This window comes from Salmonella sp. SAL04214, from assembly GCF_046550615.1.
GTDB classification, from domain to species: Bacteria; Pseudomonadota; Gammaproteobacteria; order Enterobacterales; family Enterobacteriaceae; genus Salmonella; species Salmonella enterica.
This window is the reverse complement of sequence record NZ_JBGDXT010000012.1, coordinates 87798-109654: the sequence shown is the minus strand read 5'-3', so window position 1 is coordinate 109654 and position 21857 is coordinate 87798. Positions and strand designations below refer to the sequence as shown.

The following is a 21857-nucleotide window of genomic DNA, read 5'->3' as shown; positions in this document are numbered from 1 at the left end:
GCCGATTTTCACCAGCGAACCGGTGCCGGAAAGCGTATTTTTCAGCTCGCCCTCGCCGACCTGAAGCACGCCGTTGTTGTCGATATCGCCGCTGCCCAGCGAATCCGCATGGTCAGCCGTCAGCGTGCCGCCGGTAATGGTGGTGCCGCCGGAGTAAGTGTTATCGCCGCTTAACGTCAGCTCGCCCGTACCGGTTTTCACCAGCGAGCCGCTGCCGGAAAGCGTATTTTCCAGCTCGCCCTCGCCCACCTGAAGCACGCCGCTGTTGGCAATAGTCCCGGTCCCCAGCGAATCCGCATGGTCAGCCGTCAGCGTACCGCCGGTAATGGTGGTGGTGCCGGAATAGCTGTTATCGCCGCTTAACGTCAGCTCGCCGGTACCGGTTTTGACCAGCGAACCGGCGCCGGAAAGGGTGTTTTCCAGCTCGCCTTCGCCGACCTGAAGTACGCCGCTGTTGGCAATAGCGCCAGTGCCCAGCGAATCCGCATGGTCAGCCGTCAGCGTACCGCCGGTAATGGTGGTGCCGCCGGAGTAATTGTTATCGCCGGTCACGATCAGCTCATCGCTACCGCTTTTGACAATTTGGCCCTCGCCGGTCACGTTGTTATCCAGCGTGCCCTGGCTCAGCGCAAGCGTTGCGCTTTCTGCAATCGTCACATCGCCAGTGCCGATCGAGGCGGCGTCTTTGGCGGCCAGAATACCGCCGTCAATGACGGTGTCGCCATAGTCGTTGCCGGTGTTGCTGAGGATCAGCGTGCCGTCGCCCTGTTTGGTTAGCTTGCTGCCGTTCCAGTTGGAGGTAGCCGTGGTTTCGTCCAGTTCGCTGGTGACGGTAAAGGTACTGTCTGCATCAACGGTAAAAGTGCCATGCGCAGCGCGCGCAGAATTTGCGCCCGCGTACCAACTCAAGCCCGTAGACAACTCGTAGTTGGTATTATCATTCGCATCAACGCCCGCGTTGATCGTAAGGTAATCCGGCATAGCGGAGGTGTCGGCATCCAGCGTTACGCTGTCAAAATCGGTAGTGATCGCAGTTTGCGAATCAATCAGCGTGACCGATCCAAAGTGTTCGTCGGTTTCGGGCGCGACAAAGGTGGCCGTTGAGCTAAGGTTCAGCGTCCCGTCCAGCGTGACGTTGGCGGCTTTGATAATTGGCGAGCTGTTGGCGGTATCCAGCGTCGCGTTTATCTGGCTGCCGTCCTGCAAGGTCAGGGTATTATCCACCGTCAGCAGCGTACCTGTCGAACCGCTCGCGTTGCCCAGTGTAATGCCGCCGTCGTTGGTCAGGTTGCCGACGGTTGACGGGTCGGTCATGTTCCACAGGCTGGTGTCGTCGAGCGACAATGAACTGTTCAGGCCGTTGACGCTCCCTTGCAGTGAGGATTTTTCGGCCAGCGACAAGGCCGATACTGTGCTCCCCGCTTCAATGTTGCCATTCAGCGTTGTGTTTTTGGCCTCTACGGTTGCCGCATTATCCAGTTTAATAGCCGTTGAGCCGGTCAATGTGCTGTCGGTTAGTGTAATGGGCGTTTCTATCACCGTGTTTTTATCAACGTGCAGCGCGGCGGCGTCTGATGAAGTCACGTCCGCATTTTCGACCGTCAGTCCGGAGATATTGCTGTAAAAGGTGCTACCTCCCGTGGTCATCAAAATGCCATCGCCTTTGGCTTCGACGGTGGCACCGTCAATGTTGACGGAAGATCTCGCGCTTTTAATGCCTATGCCTTCGGATTTAATGAACATTGAGCTTTTATTGTCGCCGGAAATATTCACCGTTGAGGCGTTAGCGGCCTCAATGGCGGCGCCTTTGGCATTATCGTGCGTGACGGTAGAGTTCGTAATATCAAGAACGCCCTTGTTGGACGCAATAACAGTACTGTCTGTACCCGTGGAACTAACTGCACTACCGTCCACCTCCAGCCAGGAGTTGTATGTCGTATCGCCAACCACACGCACCTGGCCGTTTGTCAGCGTGATTGTGCTGCCGCCCTCAATTCTCAGCGTACTTCCTTCTTGCGATGTTAAGTCACTGGTATTTTCCGTTGTCGCCTTAACCTCAGTCCCTATCAAGGTTGCTTTTGACTCGCCATTGAGCGTCAGGACACCATAGTTCCCCCCGATCTGGATGATTCCCCCCGTTAGTGTCATGCTACTTTGTTCTTTGAGATCGATGCCGGCAGTGTAGATTCCTGTCGTAGTGATTTGTGCGTCGGTAAGGTTAAGCGTCGCCCCTTTGTTAAGCGAAACCGCCGTGCCGATCGCACGAGTACTACCTGAGAGGATGTCTCCACCGCCGTCTGTTTCAATCACAACATCCGTGCCTGTACCCGACGTTGCCTGCCAGCCCCCCTTATCCGTTGGCAGACCTTCCAGAGACAGTGCTGTACCCTGGCCGGTACCTGAATAAGAGATTGGAGACGTTTCTGTGCTCAAGTCGTGAGATTTTCCATCGATATACGACACTTGATTGTCGGCCATGGCCAGCGGGCTGAAAAATCCGAGCGCCGCAGCCACGGCGCAAGCCAGCGCCGCGCGCGTTGCTTTTATTATTTGTCCATATTCGGACTTTTTATTTGGGGAATGGGTTTCACTCGCGCATACTTGCGCTTTAACTTTGCTGTGGCCTCGCGCCAGTTCTGAAGCCACAACATACATATTTCGCACGGCGCTCCAGACAATACTGTAGGTCCTGTTCAATTTTTAAATTTCCTTTTAATAACGTTCACGAAGCAAACTGGATTTTGATTGGCTGTAAATAGCTTTTAAATGGTGTATATAAATGAGATAAATAATAAATAACAAAAATATGGTTCTATGAATAATTGCAATCACCTGTAACAATATATTATCAAAGCCAAATTATTAACCAATTTCAAGGCCTATTTCAATATCAGGTCAACTTTTGATTTATTTATAATTGATATAAATATATCCATCTCTTTTATATATATTTATATTGTGAATATCATTTAATGATTTCATATATTGAGATAAATAGATGCGCGAGGCAAAAAGGGGTAATTATCATGCGACACCTGGCGTTGTTTTAAATATACTCGTCATACTTCAAGTTGCATGTGCTGCGGCTGCGTTCCCTCACCCCAGTCACTTACTTTAGTAAGCTCCCGGGGATTCGCTCGCTTGCCGCCTTCCTGCAACTCGAATTATTTAGAGTATATAGGTAGCGCCAGATGCGTAATACGTTACTCCACACACGTCGCATAACCTGCTGTGCTTGCCGGCTTAATGACGCAGTTTTGTTGCCTGGTATTCTCATCCACGCCGCAATACATGCCGCCGCTCGAGGTTGATTTAGATAAACAGGGATAGCCCTGCGTCGGCCAGCCTAACGAGCTACAGGATTCGCCGCATCAGAGCGCAACTGAACGCTGCCCTGATATACCGGGATCGTTACACTATCGGCCTGAGGCGGAGTGCCGTTAATAGCCGCAGTTTGCTCAGTGAGTTCCTGCCATGCGCCGCTGCTTCGCACGGCCTGCGCGAAGAAAGGCGTTAAACTGAGGGCGCATAGCAGCAGCCAGGATAAAAAACCGACATACTTTTTCGATTTCACTGACGTACCTGAGAAAGGTCCATTTCGTTGCAGTTCATTCCATGAATACAAAAACGTAAAAATGCATCGCTACCGGAACAACGCCAGCCGCAAGGGATACCCAGGTTGGGCGACGCAAAGCGTCACCCAACATTCAAAGGCGCTCCCGGCCCCATTCACTACGGCACCCGGCACGAGCCTAAGCCCGAGGTCGTCGATTTTTCACGAGTACAGGTTGTCTGGCCGGTCGTTTCGTTAAATGAACAGTAGTACTTATTGCTTTGACCTTCATCTTGCGACACATAATCCCAGGACGATGTCGTCGGCCATTGCAACGTGCCGATAACGCTCTGCAACGCTTTCAGATCGTCCAGCGAGGCCATATTTTCCTGCGATCCGCAAAGATGTGTCAGCGATGTTTCAACGTGCTCGGACTGATAATAATAGTTCGACGCCCAGTATTCGTTAGTCATCAGCCAGGTATACTGGGGCATGGCAGAGAGCTCGGCTTTCAGATACGGGCGGCGCAGCGTAACGCCGTTCACCTGCACGGTATCCGGCATATGACCCCAGTATGACGCATACGGCGTATCCGGGCTGGTTTGTACCGTAAAGATTGCATCCACGCTCGCCGCCTCATCAAATTGATTCGCAAGCGCCGCCGTGACAGACGTTTTTAACCCCGACGATTTATCCTGAGTTAACGTAAACCGCAACTTACCGTCATCGCCAGTGAAGCCAGACCATTTTGTGCTGAGGCCATTCTGGTTATTAAACACCACTGCCGTACCCGCAGGTGCAACCGGCGTCAGCATCATATTCGCTGGCGAAGTTGTAAACGGAACTGGCTCGCCAATCACGCCGGGATCAATGTATTGCTTATCCACCGCACCACGCGAATAAGCGTATCCACGCGTCAACAGTACGGCCACCCCGGCCTGCGGCTGCCCGTCGTCGTTAGTCACCGTTACCGTCATCGGTATCGTTTCGCCTTTTTTCGCCACGGCCGCTGATTTATCGGCGTTCCATGCGTCGGAAGAGAGCGCGATATTCAGCCCGCTGCGCGATGTTGTCAGGCAGAGTTGTAAGTAGTAGTTACCCGGGTTTTCCGACATGCTGTAGTTTTTCCCCGTCTTGAGATCTTTATACTGCCAGTAAAGGGTTGAGCCTTTCAGCAGGCTATCGCCAGCCCACCACCGCTTCCCGACGGGCAATCCAATATCGGTCGCCACCTTGCCGCTTGGGTGATCGTTGTACAGCGCCGTGAAATCATCTATCGCAGCCATCTGATTCATCGGACACCCACCGTAATTACCGGTATTAAAATTATTCACCATGACCCAGTATTCATTGGTTTCGAAATAGGTATCCGTGTGCGCCGTTGATGAGGGCTCGCCTACCACCAGCGGGCGCTTAAACTCCGCACCGTTGCTGGCGGTGAAGGTCTCCGGCATATGGCCGTACATGTTGGCCTTGTCGCTGTCCGGGCTGGTGAGGACGGTGAACACCACCGGCAGCGATGAGGTCGCCGTCGGCGTATCGTACAGACTCGCGGTCAGCAGGTTTTTCAACCCTATGCCGCCGGGTTCGGCAAGTGTCAGAGTCAGCGTACCGTCCGCGCCGGTGGTGCCGGTCAGAGCCGATGTGGCATAGTAAAACTGTTGCTGCGCACCGGCTAGCGGCGTCACCGTCATGTTGGTGCCGTTAGTGGCTACAAATTTATTATAGTCAGTGTTGCGCGGCGTCCCGGCGTCGCGTTTAAGCGAAAAAGTCGTATAAGGCATCGGGTTGCCCATCGCATCGGTAGTGGTGATGAGCAGCGGGATCGACTCGCTGTTTTTCGCCTTCACCGCCTGAATAGCGTCATCCATCGCCTGCGGGGAGGTGAGGGTGATCTGCGTGGCCTGCGGTATCGGCGTCCTGGCGCAAATTTGGTACTGCCAGACAGAGTTGGGCGAGCTGTTTTCTGACCGACGCGAACCATCAGCCAGATCGACTACGTAATAGAAGTCAACTTTTGCCCCGCTGGAGAGTGACGTCGAGTTCGATCCGCTCCAGTAAGAATAGTAGACCGGCCAGCCCTGGGCAGTATTTATCGTTCGGTTCGGGTATTTGCTGTAGAGCGAATCCAGCGCCTCAACGGCAGGGTAATAGCCCGCCGCGCAGCGGGCCGAATTTGCCCCTGTATTGGCTGGCCCATGAAAAATCGCCCAGGTTTCGTTGGTTTCTTGCTTAGACGTAGTATTGTCCGTACTGGCCAGCTCAGCGTACAACAGCGGACGCTGGTACACCGCGCCATCTGCCGCCGTCAGCGACGGCGCCATATGCCCCCACATGCGGGCGACGCTGGCATCCGGGCTGGTGACGACGGTAAAGATGGTGTCAATGCTGGCGCTCACGGCGGCATTTTCATACAGCGTCGCGTTAATCGCGGTGCGGGTGCCGTGGGTGTCCGGGCGGGTAACACTAATAATGCGGGTGCCGTCAGGGCCGGTCTGCGACCCCATTTTAGTGGTGGTCCAGGCCAGCGATTCGCCGTCGATCACCACGGGCGTCACGATGCCTTGCAGATCGTCACCGTCCTGAGCGGTATACTTTTCGCCCCGGCGATCGTAACCGTCGCCGCGGGTGAGCACAAATGGCGCTTCCGGGATCGGGTTGCCGCTGGCGTCCTTCACCGTCACCTTAAGCTGTAGGGTATCGCCCTTTTTCACTTTGACTGCATGCACGTCGCTGCCGTCGTACCACAGCGATGGATCGACCGGTTCAATGGTGATGGCGGCTGGTACCGGGTTGTCGCTGGCCAGGCAGCTGGTGTAAATCGAGACGTTGCTGTTGGCAAATTCACTGCCGTTCGCCAGCGCGATCAGTTTCCAGGTGGTGGCGCTCTGGTAGGTGGACGACCAGTAGTTAAGATAGATTGGCCAGCCCTGAATGCTGTGAATCTTGCCGCCGCTGTTGGCGTTGTACAGCGCCTCAAGCTGGTCGATGCGCGGCAGGCGGTTCGCCGCGCAGCCGCCCGCATCCGGGTTGCTCGCCGCGTCGGTGTGGGCCACACGCGTCCAGGTCTCATTGCTCTCGTCCTGGGTACGCAGCGGGTTACTCACTTCACCCGCCAGTTTGGGCCGCTCAAAGGTCCAGTCACCCACGGTAATTGTGTCGGCCATATGGCCCCACATTTTGGCTTTTGCCGTATCCGGGCTGGTGGCGACGGTAAACTTCACGCTGCGGGAAACCGGCGTATTGATGTATGAATCGACGGGCACGATGCTTAACTGCGTCAGCAGCCCCACGCCCTTATCCTGGGTGAGGATAATGGTCGCATCGCCGTTGGCGTCGGTGATCCCCTGATAAACCTGTCCGGCAATGTAGCCGACGCCGTCAAACTGCATCTCGCCGTTGCTGGTATCGGTAAAACCGGTCGTCAGCCCGTCGCGCCGCCTGCCGTTCGCCATGGTGATGGTGAAGTCGGTATTGGCGATCGCCATGCCGTTAAGAGCGTTGCGCGAATGGATGTTCAGCTTAATCTGTTCACCCACTTTGGCGGTCATATCGGCGTTTTTGGTCGCCGGGTCGTCGTTGAAATAGACGTCCAGCACCGCCACCATTTCATTGGCCGAGCAGGTCAGGTAGTTCGGCGTATCGGTAAATTTGCCGCTATCGCCGTTTTCGAGGTTGACGTGTACCGTCCCGGAGGCGTCGCTGTCGGCGGCGATGAAATAATCTTCAGTCGGCCAGCCGTGCTCGCTTTCCATCTGCCCGCCCGCATGTTCGCTGTACAAATGCGCCAGCGACGACTGATCCGGCACCTGGCCGGTACCGCACTGCGCGGTGGCCGACGCCACGGAGTTAAATGTCGCCCACTGTTCGTTGTTTTCGTCGAACTGGCCGTCTTTATGGCTGGCCTCCACCGCCAGCAGCGGGCGTTTGTACAGGTTGCCCGCGTCCACCACGCCGCGCATATGGCCCCACATGTTGGCGCCGTCCACGTCCGGGCTGGTGATTACGGTGAAAATCACGCTAAAGGGCAGCTCGACGTTGCCGCCTTCGTCGTCCGGCATCACGATGCGGATGGGCGTTTCAACCCCCATGCCGCTGTCGTGTTTTAACGTCAGATGCGCCTGGCCGTTAACGTCAGTCACGCCGGTATAGTGCTCCGGCGACGAGGCTCTCATGCCTTCGGAATCGACGGTGACCCGCTGGTTATCCCACGCGTCCTGATGCTCCCCTTTGCGGTTTGTCGCCGGGTCGATAAACAGCTCCATATAACGGTAAGGCAGCGGTTTTTGCGTGTCCCTGTCAACCACTGTCATCACCAGATCAATCGACTCCCCTACCCGCGCTTTATACGGCCCTTGCGGGGAGAGAGTAATCTGCGGGTGCGCCGCAGGCTGGGCTTTATCCACACAGCTGACCAGCAGCGTGTCGCTGTCGGCGGCCCTGGCAACCGACGCGCTGTTCATATGTACGGCAGCGTGGTAGCCGCTCATCTGATCTTTGGTCGACGACCAGTATTCGGCATCGTCCGTCGCCGGCCAGCCGGTGTACGTTGCCAGCGTGCTGTGCTCATGTCGCATCTGCACCAGTTGTTCGGCGTCCGGCAGAATATTGCAATGGTTATCGGCGCCGTTCCAGTCGAACAGCGCCCAGGTTTCGTTGGTATCGACGACGCTTTTGTCAGCGCCGCTCGCTTCCGCCGCCAGCTTCGGGCGGGTGAAGGTGTAGGTTATACCGTTCAGCGTCGCGGTAGCGCTCTCTATCATGTGGCCGTACATACTGGCCTTATCGCTGTCCGGACTGGTGATGGTGGTGAAAATGACGGCGGTTTCAGCCGTAAGCGCCGGGAAGTTGACCGAGCTGACAACCAGCGGCGTTTTGACGCCGGGGCCTTCCTTCTGGGTGACCACCACCGTGGCGTTGCCGTTGGCGTCAGTGACGCCGCGATATTCCGTTTGGGTGGTCGTAAGTTCGGTATCGCCAACGCGAACCGGGTTGGCATTGTTGACCACACCCTGGCGGTTTTCCGCATCTTTACGGCGGATGACAAACGGCGCGTTGCCTTCGGGCGTGCCGTCGCACGCTTTGGTGGTGATGGTGAGGGTGATGCTCTCCCCTACCTTCACTTTTGATGCCTCAAAAGCCGAATCAACGTGATCGCCGCTGACCGTAACCGGCGTGTCAGTGGCCGGTTTAATGTTGAGCGTCACTTTCGGGCTTAACAGCGGAATGGTCGCATAATTCGGCACCCCGGTATTCGTAAAGAGCCACAGCGCGGGAACGTTGGTTTCATCTTCCACCTGCGCCCAGGCCACCAGCTGTCGCCCGGCGAGGTTTTGGGCGCAAAAGGTCAGGTTCGGAACCGGCTGCGGCGAGAGCGGCGTGTCGGGCGTGGCGGCATCGGCCCATACCAGCCCCATGGCGGGCGGCTGGCGGTTTTCCCAGGCGATGGTGGGCGGATCGCTAAAGAGATCACCTTCGGTATCGGTGGAATTGACCGCCTGCATCGAGGTTGAGGTAGCATCCGCGCTAAAATCGCGCGGCATGGCGCTGAATTCAATATCGTGGGTTTTGCTCGGGTCAAGCAACGTACTGCCCTGATACAGGGGGATAATGGCCCCGTCGGCCAGCGGCGCGGTGCCGTTAACCGCGCCGGTCGTCGAGTTCAGCTCTTGCCAGGTTCCGCCCTTCAATAGCGCCTGCGCAGGCGCGATCGACGCTGCAAACATGACCAGTAATGTCAGTAAGAAATGTACAACTTTATTCACTTGCCGATTCCTGTCCATGAGCGATAGCCACCCGTTTTCATTCTCTGTCGTAATTCAACCCACTTTGCTTAGCGCGCGGCTAAGCAAAGTGCGCGGAAAATACCACTCCCCGCGGGGAGTGGTATGTTGAGGACAACTTATTTGCGTTTGTAGTCGATGGACAAAGCAAAGCCCTGGACACCGTCGGTACCCACGGTAACGCCGCCTTCCGCACCCTCGAACGCCGTTTTCGCTTCGGCGTTGGTGACAGGGATGACAAGGTCTTTATCGTTCCAGCTTTCGTTGACGATACCGCCGGTACCGGTACCTGCAATTTTACTGGTGCCGACGAATTTCCAGCGGTAGTCATACTGGCTGGTAACGTCTTCACCGGTATCATAGGTACCGTTGCTGTTCTTATCGCTCCACAGCAGCACTTTATAGGTGGTGTCGGTTTTGAGCGGAGTAGAGGTACCCAACAGGTTGGTGGTTGAGCCAGACTCATAGATAACCACATGGACGTTTTCATCGACCACCGGACCTTCCGGAATTTCGTCATCATCCGAACCACCACCCGCATCGGTCGACAGGTCTTTCAACAGCAGTTCGGTTGCCACGGCAGGGTCACCGGTGGTGGTGGTTGGCGTGATTTTGATACCGATATAATGGTCTGCGTCACTCGCCTGAATTTCATAGGTATCGCTACCTTTGGTGCCAATCTCTTCGGGATTGCTACCATTCTGGTCGCTGTATCTCATCCACTGCACCGTCTGTTTCGTGGCGGCGTTGTTGGCGTCAAGGTCGCCTTCCGTATCGCCAATCGCCCAGTTCACCGTGACCTTATCGCCAACGTGAAACTGCTTATCGCCTTCGGTCACAACGGTACGATCGCCGCGATCGATAGTTACCGTTACGTGATCTTTGTCGGTATCCGCAGTTTTATCCGCCGCGCGGGTAATCCACGGCACCGTGCCCTGAATGGTGCCCGTCTGTTTAGAGACAATCTGCCACTGCCCCGATTTCAGATTACCGTTTGCCGCCACCGCTGGCGCGGCGCAATATCCGGCAACCACTAATGCTAAAGCGACCTTCGTCAGCCGCCGTTTTACTGTTGCTTGCATTCAGACTCTCCTTTTTCTCCAAATTCAGCGGCTGGCTGGTCAGCCATAACGCTGACGCTATTTCTGGCTATACGTAACGCGTATGCCGTAACCCTGAACGCCATCTTCCTCATTGGCGGCAAACTTCTGCGCCGCCTCTTTATTGGTTACTGGCAGGACAAGATCTTCATTCATGGTGTTGGCCAACGCGCCGGTATGTCCGTTTGTACTCTGCCCGGTAAACTCCCACTGGTAGTCGTACAGCGCCATCTCTTCTTCCGTGAGCTGCTCGGACATCTGAAAAACATTGTCTTTATTCTTGTCGCGCCACAGCAGGAAACGGTAAGCATTATTGACCGTAGGGTGCTTATCTTCTTTGCCGATAAGGTTGACAGGGTTGGCGGCTTTGACCTGATAAATCACCGCATTCAGCGCGCTCAGGTTGTCGCCGATAAAAGTGACATCAACGTAGTTACTGTCGCCATAGGCGTCTGCTTTCGCCTTCCAGCGGAAAGTGCCCGGCAGGGTGCTGGAAAGCGTCACCGTCCCCGCTTCTTTATCACGGCTGGCAATAAACACGCAGGGGGTTTCCGTGGTGCAGGGCGTCTGGGCCAGGGTGACTTTTTTATCATTGCTGTCGTACAACTCAGGCGTCATGGCATCGTCCACCAGTTCGTTACCATTGCGATCCGTGGAGTCGCCAAAGGAATCGGTGATCAGGAGATCCATCACCACGCCGTCTTCGCCATCGGCCAGCGCGCTGGCTTCATGGCTGTGATCGCTGCGATCGGTATCGGCAATGTTGTCGACGATCAGCTCAATTTTGCGATCCTGCTGGACGGTGATTTCCACCACGCCAGAGTTCTGCTTATTGCCCTTTTCGTCTTCCAGCGTCATGCGTACTTTCCAGGTGTTCAGGGCGGTGCGCTGCTCTTCGGTATCGGCGTTAACCCAGGCAGGAAGTACCAGATTCCAGCTGTTATTGTTGCCTTCGGTTAACGCATTCGCTTTTACTACCGGCATCACCAGCGTACGGGCGGCGTTGTTTTTCGCCTGCCAGGAAGCAGAAATAATTTTGTAATGGTGGTTAATCAGCGCGTTGACCGTCCACTTACATTTCTCCAGCCCCACCGCGGCCTCAGGCGTATCTTCAATCACGCATTCCGGGTGTTCGTTGGTGGCGTCAGCCTTCAGCCACAACGTGACGTCCAGCGGATCTTTCTCGCGATATTCGAGAATGATGAAATTGTTGCGATCGACAAAATCGGTGCGGCTGCCCATTAAGGAGTGCTGAATTTTAACGTTTTCCGGATCGAGTTGCGCCGCCAGCGGCGTGCCTATCTGGTAGTTCACGGTCGCGTTAACGCTAAAGTCGTTACTATCGCCAGTACCGGCTTTGTAATCCGTACCAACCGTGACCAGCGGTACCGGCGTATATTCCAGCCCCAAAGTGACGGCATGAGGATCTTTTTGCAGATTATCGGTGCCAAACAGCGCTACTTCATCGCCGTAGTACTGTTCGTAAACTAATTTAGCGCCAAGCTGCGGATAAAACGGCAGCCAGCTTTCCATGCGGATATCCCAGCCGCGCGCGGGTCGTTCTTCATAAAAGTCGAAATCTTCGGAGTCTTTCCAGTCAGAAAGAGGATGGTAATAGTTGCCGGAGAATTTCAGGCAATCCGTCCAGGCTTCAGTTCCCAGACCTAATCGACGGTGACCGCGCGTAAAATCGTAGTCATAGAATGCGTTGCCGCCAAGCAGCCAGTTGCCGACGTTCTGGCGAACGCCAAGCCCAAAGTTACCAATGGTGCGGTCTTCCTTACGCTGAGCCGAAATCTGGCTAAAGAAAAGCGTGCTCTGGTTGTCATACCAGGAAATAAAATAATCCAGCGAACTGCCGTCCAGATCGCCGCCTTCGCCCACGGACAGGCTGGTACGGATCTTGCCATAAGGTGACATTACACCTTCAAGATATGACTGTGCTGAGGAAGTGATTTGGTTTTGCAAATAGCTACGCGCCTGGGATTCCAGCGCTTCCGGGGTGAGATTATCAAAGCCCTGGGTGGCGGAATTAATAAAGTAGTCAGCGCCCTGTTCTTTAAAGGACTTTCCTTTATTTTCCTGTTCTTCTTTTTTCGCGGATTCGCTGGCTAAATCAGGCAGGGAGGAGTGGCTTTCATCATTTGCAGATGCAGAGTTATCTGCGCCGGAAGCCGCAACTGAGACTCCAGACACTAATAGCAAAACCAGAATGCGAATCCTTCGCACCATATGATATCCCTGTCGTTAAATAAAAACGCCTCTATGAAAAGATATTATATGGATGATTCAGATGGAATCATAACTAACAGGCCTAAATATATTCCTAAAAAGAAAAGTTTAATATGAAACAGATTTATAATATTGATATAATAAATAAAAAGAAAGCTGTTATTTATTTCTAATATTAATTTTCGGGAATAATATTCCCTATAAATAGTTGAATCAATAAAAAGAATAAAATAACCGCCGGGCAGGATACTATGCTGATATTACGGGAGTATCGAATAACGCTTTTGCCCTTAGCCGGATAAGACGTCGCCGCCTCTGCTCTGCGGCGCAACGTCGACAGCGGTTTTATTGATCGGAAATGACGAAGTTAACCCGTTTTTTTGAAATTAAACCATGACCGTTCTGGCAAAAATAGTCCACTGCGCCGCAGGCTTTCAAAACCTGTAACGGCTGGCGGCAGTCAGGACACATTGCCTGTAACGAGAAATCTTTAGCGCATGTCTCGCAATGCGCTGTATCGCCATTGCGCTCCAGCGCGTGATGGCAAACGGGGCAGGTTATTTCCATAACATTCTCCTCAGGCGCGTGACTCACTTTTACTTGAAAGGCCTGATAGCGCAGCGCTTGTCAGGCCTGGAATATTACTGAAAAAGCATTACTTGCTTTTCTTGATATGTTTCATCAGACGCTTACGTTTGCGCATTTGCGTTGGCGTCAGTGTGTTACGCTTGTTCGCATACGGGTTCTCCCCTTCTTTAAACTGAATGCGAATCGGCGTCCCCATCACTTCCAACGACTTGCGGAAGTAGTTCATCAGATAGCGCTTATAGGAGTCTGGCAGATCTTTTACCTGGTTGCCGTGAATAACCACAATCGGCGGGTTATAGCCGCCAGCGTGGGCATATTTCAGTTTCACACGGCGACCGCGCACCAGCGGCGGCTGATGATCTTCCACCGCCATCGTCATGATACGGGTCAGCATCGCAGTGCTCACCCGGCGAGTGGAGCTGTCGTAAGCCTCGCGTACGGACTCAAACAGGTTGCCGACGCCGCTGCCGTGTAGCGCAGAGATAAAATGAACGCGGGCAAAATCAATAAAGCCCAGACGGAAATCCAGCGTCTCTTTCACCTGCTCTTTGACTTCCTGGCTCAGGCCATCCCATTTGTTGACTACGATAACGAGTGAGCGCCCACTATTGAGGATAAAGCCCAGCAGAGACAAGTCCTGGTCGGAGATCCCCTCGCGCGCATCGATGACCAACAGTACGACGTTAGCGTCTTCAATCGCCTGCAACGTTTTAATCACCGAGAACTTTTCTACCGCATCGGTGATTTTTCCGCGCTTACGCACCCCCGCCGTGTCAATCAGCACATATTCCCGTTCGTCGCGTTCCATCGGGATATAAATGCTGTCGCGAGTGGTGCCCGGCATGTCGTATACCACCACGCGCTCTTCACCGAGAATACGGTTAGTGAGTGTGGACTTACCTACGTTCGGGCGACCGACAATCGCCAGCTTGATCGGCAGGCTTTGCGGGTCAAAATCATCTTCCGGCGCTTCTTCGCCATTTTGTTCCGCCTCGAACTGCGCCCAGTATTCCGCGTCTTCATCCACCTCTTCCTGCGGCGCGACATCATCCATCCACGGCAGAAGCACATGTTCCAGCAGGCTCAATACGCCGCGACCATGTGAGGCGGCGATAGGGTAAATTTCGCCTAACCCCAGCGAGTAAAAATCGACAACCGCCTGATCGGGATCGAGACCATCCGTTTTATTCGCCACCAGGAAGGTCGGTTTTTCACGGGAACGCAGATGTTTGGCAATCGCTTCATCCGCCGGCATCAGGCCAGCGCGCGCATCAACCATGAATAACACTACATCCGCTTCTTCAATCGCCAGCAGCGACTGTTCCGCCATCCGCGTTTCGACGCCGTCTTCGGTGCCGTCAATACCGCCGGTGTCGATACAGATAAACTCGCGGCCTTCAACTTCCGCACGACCGTACTTACGGTCACGAGTCAGACCCGGGAAATCCGCAACCAGCGCATCTCGGGTGCGGGTCAGACGGTTAAATAGCGTGGATTTTCCGACGTTAGGGCGCCCGACAAGCGCGACCACAGGTACCATGTTTAAAGCCTCATTAAAAAAATCATCAGACAACGCGCGCATTTTGCGCCATTGTTAAAAACAGGAAAACGGCCCCTACACCAGGAGCCGTTTTTTAAAACGCACAACCGTGACGATTAACGCGTAATCGCGTAGACCGTACCGTCTTTGGCCTGGATGAGCAGTTTACCATCCGCCACCGTCGGTTCGGTCAGAAAACCGGAACTGTCTACTTTTTGTTGGGCCACGAAACGCCCGTCATCAACATTAATCCAGTGCAGATAACCTTCGCTATCGCCGACGACTAAATCACCATTATACAGCACCGGGGAGGTCAGCAAACGGTGCAGCAGATCGCTTTGCGTCCACAGCGTTACGCCGCCGTCAGTGGTCAGCGCCAGCACGCGATCGTTCTGATCGACCAGGTAGATACGGTCGCCGTCGACGATAAAGTCATTGACCGAACCCAGCTCGCGTTTCCACATAATCTGACCACTGCGCAGATCCAGCGCCGTTAAGTTACCATTATACGCCAACGCGTAAACGACGCCGTTTACCACAACCGGCGTGGTATCAACGTCGCTCAGGCGGTCAATTTCCGTTGGGCCAGTGGCCTGGGAGATACGCTGTTGCCAAATCATCTGGCCTTGTTGCATCAACACGGCGCTGACGCGGCCATTATCACCACCAACGATAGCCGCGCCGAACGCGGTTGCCGGCGCAGATTCGCCGCGCAGCGACAACGAAGGCATATCCAGGTTCACCGTCCATTTAATGGCGCCATCCGCCTGATTTAGCGCCTGCAACTGACCGTTGCTGGTATGGATAAGGACGATTCCATCACTGACAACCGGGCGAGACAACGCTTCGCCTGCGACCTTCGTCTGCCATGCTGTAGTGCCGTCGCTGGTATTTAGCGCATAAACCTCGGCCTTTTCACTGCCGATATAGACGTGACCGCCCGCGACCGTGACGCCGCCGGACAACAGCGCGGACGAACGAGAGAACCAGCCGTCTTTTTCGCCCAGATTCACAGACCAGATCTCTTTGCCATCATCCGCATTGAGCGCTTTTACCACGCCCGCGCGATCGGCTGCATAGACCACGTTATCTGCCATTACCGGATGAAGGTTAGAATAAAATTCGCCAATTCCGTTACCGACAGAGGTGCTCCAGACAGTGGTCGGGGTAAACTGGTTTTCAACTTGTGGTAATGGAGACATCTTGACGACATCTTCTTCGCCGCTAAACAGTGAACAGCCGCTGAGCAGGGTAACGGAAAGCAACCCTGGCAGAAGTAATTTACGCAATTGCATCGGGTCCCTCTCAGATGGACAAATTATTGATTTTCATCTGCATCATTTCGCTCAACGCCGGAGAAGCATCGCTATTGACGCCCGCTTCCCATGCGCTGCGCGCGCCTTTTTTATCACCCTTACTCAGCAACGCTTCGCCGCGCAAATCAGCGACAATGGCCGTCCATCCTTCGCCTTTAACGGCATCCAGAGTTTTCAGCGCGGCGTCAGCTTGCTTGAGCTGTAACTGAACGCGAGCGAGACGCAGATTAATCACCGCTTTGAGATTTTCATCGCTGGTGGCCGCCAACCCCTGCTGCAACTGGGCTTCGGCTTTTTTAAGTTCATTCTTATCCACAAACTGCTGCGCCAGTTCCATAGACGCCAGCGCACCATAGGTATTTTTATTCTCAGCCGCGAATTTTTCAGCGGCGGGAATGCTATCCGGCTTATCGGCGCTTACCGCCGTTACCGCATTTTGATACGCCAGAGAAGCAGCACGCGCGGACTCCGTCTGATGGCTGCTCCAGTAACGCCAGCCAACCAGCGCGCCAACCCCTAAAATCACTCCGACAGCCAGCGCTTTGCCGTTTTCGGCAAAGAAGCGTTTAATCGCATCCACCTGGTCGTGTTCGTTCTCGTAAATTTCCACGCTGTCCTTCTCCTTAGCCCAATAAAGTGCGCAAATGCGCGGCGACGCTGTCCTGCGCCACTGCCGTTTGCTCACCGGAGCGCAAATCCTTCACTACAACTGTCCCATCGGCGACTTCAGATTCGCCAAGAACCAGTGCAATACGGGCGCCCCACTTATCGGCGCGGGCAAACTGTTTCTTAAAGTTGCCGCCGCCGTGGTTTGTCATTAGCTTCACGCCTGGCATTTCATCGCGCAGCCGCTCCGCCAGCGTCATTGCCGCAGACTGCGTTTGTGCGCCGGCAGCTACCAGGTATATATCGACAACAGGAGAGGCAATAAATTCCGGATTAACTGCCTGAACTAACAAAACAAGTCGTTCCAGGCCCATCGCAAAGCCCACTGCCGGGGTAGCGCGACCGCCCAGTTGTTCCACCAGACCGTCATAACGACCACCCGCACAGACGGTGCCTTGTGACCCCAGACTGTTTGTTACCCATTCAAATACGGTGCGGTTGTAGTAATCCAGACCGCGTACCAGACGCTGGTTGACGGTGTAGGCAATTCCCGCCGCGTCCAGCAATTTACACAGGCCGGCAAAGTGCTCGCGTGAATCGTCATCGAGATAGTCGCCGAGAGCGGGCGCGTCGTTGAGCAGCGCCTGCACGTCCGGATTTTTTGAATCCAGCACGCGCAGCGGATTGGTATACATACGGCGTTTGCAGTCTTCGTCCAGCGTCTCTTGATGCTGTTCGAGGAACGCGACCAGCGCATCGCGATAGTTCGCACGCGCCTCTAATGAACCAATAGAGTTCAGCTCCAGGCTAACGTGGTCAGCGATGCCCAGCGCGCGCCACCAGCGTGCGGTCAGCATAATCAGCTCCGCGTCAATATCCGGGCCTTGTAAGCCGAAGACTTCGGCGCCTAGCTGATGGAACTGACGGTAGCGGCCTTTTTGCGGACGCTCATGACGGAACATCGGGCCGATATACCACAAACGCTGTTCCTGATTGTACAGGAGACCATGTTCGATGCCGGCGCGTACACAGCCCGCCGTACCTTCAGGGCGCAATGTCAGGCTATCGCCGTTGCGATCCTCAAAGGTGTACATCTCTTTTTCAACTACGTCAGTAACTTCACCGATCGCACGTTTGAATAACGGGGTCTGCTCTACAATCGGCAAGCGGATTTCACTGTAACCGTAGCTGCCGAGCACGTTTTTGAGTGTGCCTTCAATGCGCTGCCAGATGGCGGTTTCGCCAGGCAGATAATCGTTCATGCCGCGAATGGCTTGAATGTTTTTTGCCACGTTTATTCTCTTTCTGAATATAAAAATGAACCCTCAGCGCTTCCCCGAACGAACCGGGAGCCATGCGGGTTCAATCATACACGGGAAGCGCGCCGCTTCCCATCACGTTCTTATTTTTCAACCTGCAGCACGTCAATCCGACGCGCTTCATCAAGTTGACTTGCTTTCGCGCGAATACGGGATTCAAGCTGCGCGATCATATCGTCGTTATCGAGTCTGTCCTTACGCACGCCGTCTTCATACAGGCCGCTTTTCTTATTGCCGCCCGTCACGCCCAGCGTCGATACCAGCGCTTCGCCCGGCCCGTTCACCACGCAACCGATGATCGAGACGTCCATCGGGGTGATGATATCTTCCAGACGCTGCTCCAGCGCGTTCACCGTGCCGATAACATCGAACTCCTGGCGAGAACAGGTCGGGCAGGCGATGAAATTGATGCCGCGCGCGCGAATGCGCAGCGACTTCAGAATATCGAAACCGACTTTGATCTCTTCCACCGGGTCGGCCGCCAACGATACGCGCAGCGTGTCGCCGATGCCTTCCGATAACAGCAGACCTAAACCGATCGCCGACTTGACCGCCCCGCTACGCGCGCCGCCCGCTTCGGTGATCCCCAGATGCAGCGGCTGATCGATCTGTTTAGCCAACAAACGATAAGACTCAACGGCAAGGAATACATCGGACGCTTTTACGCTCACTTTGAACTGATCAAAGTTGAGACGATCGAGATGATCGACATGGCGCATGGCTGATTCCAGCAGCGCCTGCGGCGTCGGCTCACCGTATTTTTCCTGCAGATCTTTTTCCAGCGATCCGGCATTTACGCCGATACGAATAGGGATGTTTTTGTCGCGCGCGCAGTCCACCACCATGCGAATGCGTTCTTCGTTACCGATATTGCCGGGGTTGATACGCAAGCAGTCAACGCCGTATTCCGCCACCTTCAGCGCAATGCGGTAGTCGAAGTGAATATCGGCAACCAGCGGGACGTTAACCTGCTGTTTGATAAGCTTGAACGCTTCGGCGGCGTCCATTGTCGGTACAGAAACACGAACAATATCTGCGCCAACGCGCTCCAGCGCTTTGATCTGATTAACCGTCGCTTCCACGTCAGTGGTACGCGTGTTAGTCATCGACTGGACGGCGATGGGGGCGCCATCGCCAATCGGCACATTCCCAACGTAAATACGTGTCGATTTTCTACGTTGAATCGGAGCCTGGTTATGCATGAAAAATCTCCCGCGTTACCCGTCTGTTACTGCGCCGGTGTCGGTTCGGCATTAAGGGTCAGACGCGCAACCTGATTAGTTCTGATAAAGCGGCTCAGATCGACAGGTTTTCCTTGATACTGGATCTGCACCGCGGCCGGCGCGCCAATTTTAAGTTTATAAGGCGCCTGACCGGTTAGGTTTAAATTACCATCTTTACGCTGCATACCGCTAAACAGCTTCTTACCCGTGGCGTCAGTGACTTCGAGCCAGCAGTCAGCGGTAAAATTCATCACCAGCGCGTTCGGATCGGCAGCAGGCGCCGCTATGCCAGCCTGACTGGTCGGCAGCGCGGACGGCGTTTCCGTTGCCGCTGGCGCGGCAGATGTCGCAGCCGTATCGACATTCGCCTGCGAAGGCGCGACTACCGTATTTTGCGTCGCCGCCGCCGTTGGCGCTGGCGTTTGCGTCGCCGCCGTCGAATCAACCGGCGTCGCAGGCGCCGGAGCCGTTTGCGCTGGCGTCGTATCCTGGCTTGTCGCGTCACGGGTGTCCAGCGGTACGCTTTGGCCGCTGTCCTTATCTGCGTTCAGTTCAGCCGTGCTTTGATCGGCCATTGTCGTGATCTCTTCCTGCTGCGCCTTATGGTTCTGCCACCACCAGGCGCCGGTCAGCCCTACGACCACAAACAGTACCAGCCAGGTAAAAGACATTAACCAGCCGTCGCGTTTTTTACGACGCTTTCCTAATGAGAAACTCTGCATCGGGGCGACTTTGGCGGCGCGCAGCGGGGCCTGCTTTTCCAGCCCCGGCAACAGTTCCTCTTCTGGAACATGCACCAGACGCGCATATGAGCGGATATATCCGCGCAGGAAGGTTGAAGCAAGATCGGACGGCGCCTTATCTTCTTCAATATCGCGTACCGTAGAAACCTTCAGGCAAAGTCGCTCAGCGACAGCCTGCTGGCTGAGTCCGAGTTGTTCACGGGCATTGCGCAGACGAACGCCGGTGGTTTGTGCTTCATTTTGGTCGTGCGTGGCTTCAGTATTCATTCGCTACAGCTACAGGTACGTGTAAATTAGGATTCAGGCGCCGACGAGCCGTAATGCCCGCCCACACCGCGAAACATCAGGTTAGTTAACCTTAGTCAGACAGTATAAGCCTGTCAGGCCGCAGATGACAAAACCGCTAAGACACAAGGCTAAACTCTTGTTGCACCATTACATACTGCCTTAAAGTCGACAAAAACGCACCGTTATTATTGACCAGACAAGTACAACGCCAGACATTATTCAACTGACATTGCGCCACGGTATAATGAATGCCCCGTGGCGCAACTGCTATCAAATAGCCTTGATGTCAATCACCTCTCCCTGCATACGCTTACGCAGGGTACGTTTGGTACGGTCAATCACATCGCCAGCCAACTGTCCGCATGCCGCATCAATGTCATCGCCACGCGTCTTGCGTACGATGGTCGTGAAACCATAACTCATCAAAACCTTAGAAAAGCGATCGATACGGCTGTTAGAGCTGCGGCCATACGGCGCGCCAGGGAACGGGTTCCACGGAATCAGATTAATCTTGCAAGGCGTCTCTTTTAATAGCTCCGCCAGTTGATGCGCGTGTTCAGTGCCGTCGTTGACGTGGTCAAGCATCACGTATTCAATCGTCACGCGCCCCTGATTGGCGTTGGATTTCTCCAGATAGCGGCGAACCGCGCCCAGGAACGTTTCGATATTGTATTTTTTGTTGATCGGGACGATTTCGTCGCGAATAGTGTCGTTCGGCGCATGGAGCGAGATAGCCAGCGCGACATCTATCATATCGCCCAGTTTATCCAGCGCAGGCACCACGCCGGACGTTGAGAGCGTGACACGACGTTTGGACAGGCCGAAACCAAAGTCATCGAGCATAATTTCCATCGCCGGTACGACATTAGTCAGGTTAAGCAATGGCTCGCCCATCCCCATCATGACCACGTTGGTGATCGGACGCTGGCCGGTGACTTTGGCCGCGCCGACGATTTTCGCCGCACGCCAGACCTGACCGATAATTTCCGATACGCGCAGGTTGCGGTTAAAGCCCTGCTGCGCAGTTGAACAAAACTTGCACTCCAGCGCGCATCCTACCTGTGAAGAGACACACAGCGTAGCGCGGTCATCCTCCGGGATGTAGACCGTTTCAACGCGCTGATCGCCGACAGCAATCGCCCACTTAATGGTGCCGTCTGAGGAACGCTGCTCTTCAACGACCTCCGGCGCGCGGATTTCCGCGACCTCTTTTAATTTGCCGCGCAACACTTTGTTGATGTCGGTCATCTCATCAAAATTATCGCAGCAATAGTGATACATCCATTTCATCACCTGATCGGCGCGGAAAGGCTTTTCACCTAAGTTTTTAAAAAACTCGCGCATCTGCTGACGGTTGAGATCCAGCAGGTTGATTTTTGTTTCGTTGTTAAGAACTACCGGGGTACTGCTTTCAGGTGTGACAATTTGTTCAGACATATGCTATTCCGGCCTCGTTATTACACGTTATGGCCCCTGGAGGGTTGAAAAAAGAAACGCCCCGGTAAGCTTACTGCTCGTCCGGGGGCGCTGCATTGTACAAATTCTGGCGTAAGGATGCCACGTCTG

The 21857-nt window shown here is 54.6% G+C and carries 12 protein-coding genes and 1 pseudogene; all 13 read right to left on the bottom strand.

Translation table 11 applies throughout. The annotated features are described in order from the left end of the window. Positions 1-2697 (bottom strand): autotransporter-associated beta strand repeat-containing protein (locus tag ACLJQD_RS18960; RefSeq protein WP_369533083.1); only part of this gene is annotated, 2697 nt, incomplete at its 3' end. Between the two features lie 658 nt (positions 2698-3355). Beyond that, positions 3356-3574: pseudogene (locus tag ACLJQD_RS18955) on the bottom strand (hypothetical protein); the annotation flags it as partial. A gap of 158 nt (positions 3575-3732) precedes the next feature. Continuing rightward, a complete protein-coding gene (gene ratA / locus ACLJQD_RS18950) occupies positions 3733-9336 on the bottom strand; it encodes a DUF823/DUF824 repeat adhesin RatA (protein WP_071527523.1) in 5604 nt (1867 codons plus the stop codon). Positions 9337-9455: 119 nt separating this feature from the next. Continuing rightward, a complete protein-coding gene (locus tag ACLJQD_RS18945) occupies positions 9456-10418 on the bottom strand; it encodes a SinI family autotransporter-associated protein (RefSeq protein WP_017442240.1) in 963 nt (320 codons plus the stop codon). Between the two features lie 57 nt (positions 10419-10475). After that, on the bottom strand, positions 10476-12668 hold the full coding sequence (gene sinH, locus ACLJQD_RS18940) for an intimin-like inverse autotransporter SinH (RefSeq protein WP_017442241.1): 2193 nt from the start codon (positions 12666-12668) through the stop codon (positions 10476-10478). 345 nt (positions 12669-13013) lie between these two features. Continuing rightward, positions 13014-13235 (bottom strand): zinc ribbon domain-containing protein, encoded by a 222-nt coding sequence (locus tag ACLJQD_RS18935; protein ID WP_000406469.1) that lies wholly within the window; start codon positions 13233-13235, stop codon positions 13014-13016. 88 nt (positions 13236-13323) lie between these two features. Further along, on the bottom strand, positions 13324-14796 hold the full coding sequence (gene der, locus ACLJQD_RS18930; protein ID WP_000249411.1) for a ribosome biogenesis GTPase Der: 1473 nt from the start codon (positions 14794-14796) through the stop codon (positions 13324-13326). Between the two features lie 116 nt (positions 14797-14912). After that, positions 14913-16091, bottom strand: coding sequence for an outer membrane protein assembly factor BamB (bamB, locus tag ACLJQD_RS18925; protein ID WP_001177072.1), 1179 nt, complete (start codon positions 16089-16091; stop codon positions 14913-14915). 10 nt (positions 16092-16101) lie between these two features. Further along, positions 16102-16722, bottom strand: a complete 621-nt coding sequence (locus tag ACLJQD_RS18920; protein WP_000409190.1) for a YfgM family protein — start codon at positions 16720-16722, stop codon at positions 16102-16104. A 13-nt stretch (positions 16723-16735) separates the two neighbouring features. After that, positions 16736-18010 carry a histidine--tRNA ligase gene (gene hisS, locus ACLJQD_RS18915; RefSeq protein ID WP_001107139.1) on the bottom strand — a complete coding sequence of 425 codons (1275 nt, stop codon included), beginning with the start codon at positions 18008-18010 and terminating at the stop codon, positions 16736-16738. Between the two features lie 110 nt (positions 18011-18120). Further along, positions 18121-19239, bottom strand: coding sequence for a flavodoxin-dependent (E)-4-hydroxy-3-methylbut-2-enyl-diphosphate synthase (ispG, locus tag ACLJQD_RS18910; protein WP_000551804.1), 1119 nt, complete (start codon positions 19237-19239; stop codon positions 18121-18123). A 26-nt stretch (positions 19240-19265) separates the two neighbouring features. Next, entirely contained in the window at positions 19266-20270 is a 1005-nt protein-coding gene (rodZ, locus tag ACLJQD_RS18905; RefSeq protein WP_017442242.1) for a cytoskeleton protein RodZ, read from the bottom strand. 291 nt (positions 20271-20561) lie between these two features. Then, on the bottom strand, positions 20562-21728 hold the full coding sequence (locus tag ACLJQD_RS18900) for a bifunctional tRNA (adenosine(37)-C2)-methyltransferase TrmG/ribosomal RNA large subunit methyltransferase RlmN (protein ID WP_000003206.1): 1167 nt from the start codon (positions 21726-21728) through the stop codon (positions 20562-20564). Positions 21729-21857 lie beyond the last annotated feature (129 nt).

Excerpts from the sequence above, each read along its gene's own strand:
- ispG (WP_000551804.1), bottom strand. The coding sequence starts at position 19,239 with ATGCATAACCAGGCTCCGATTCAACGTAGAAAATCGACACGTATTTAC.
- rodZ (WP_017442242.1), bottom strand. The coding sequence starts at position 20,270 with ATGAATACTGAAGCCACGCACGACCAAAATGAAGCACAAACCACCGGC.
- ACLJQD_RS18935 (WP_000406469.1), bottom strand. The coding sequence starts at position 13,235 with ATGGAAATAACCTGCCCCGTTTGCCATCACGCGCTGGAGCGCAATGGC.
- sinH (WP_017442241.1), bottom strand. The coding sequence starts at position 12,668 with ATGGTGCGAAGGATTCGCATTCTGGTTTTGCTATTAGTGTCTGGAGTC.
- bamB (WP_001177072.1), bottom strand. The coding sequence starts at position 16,091 with ATGCAATTGCGTAAATTACTTCTGCCAGGGTTGCTTTCCGTTACCCTG.
- ACLJQD_RS18900 (WP_000003206.1), bottom strand. The coding sequence starts at position 21,728 with ATGTCTGAACAAATTGTCACACCTGAAAGCAGTACCCCGGTAGTTCTT.
- ratA (WP_071527523.1), bottom strand. The coding sequence starts at position 9,336 with ATGGACAGGAATCGGCAAGTGAATAAAGTTGTACATTTCTTACTGACA.
- der (WP_000249411.1), bottom strand. The coding sequence starts at position 14,796 with ATGGTACCTGTGGTCGCGCTTGTCGGGCGCCCTAACGTCGGAAAATCC.
- ACLJQD_RS18945 (WP_017442240.1), bottom strand. The coding sequence starts at position 10,418 with ATGCAAGCAACAGTAAAACGGCGGCTGACGAAGGTCGCTTTAGCATTA.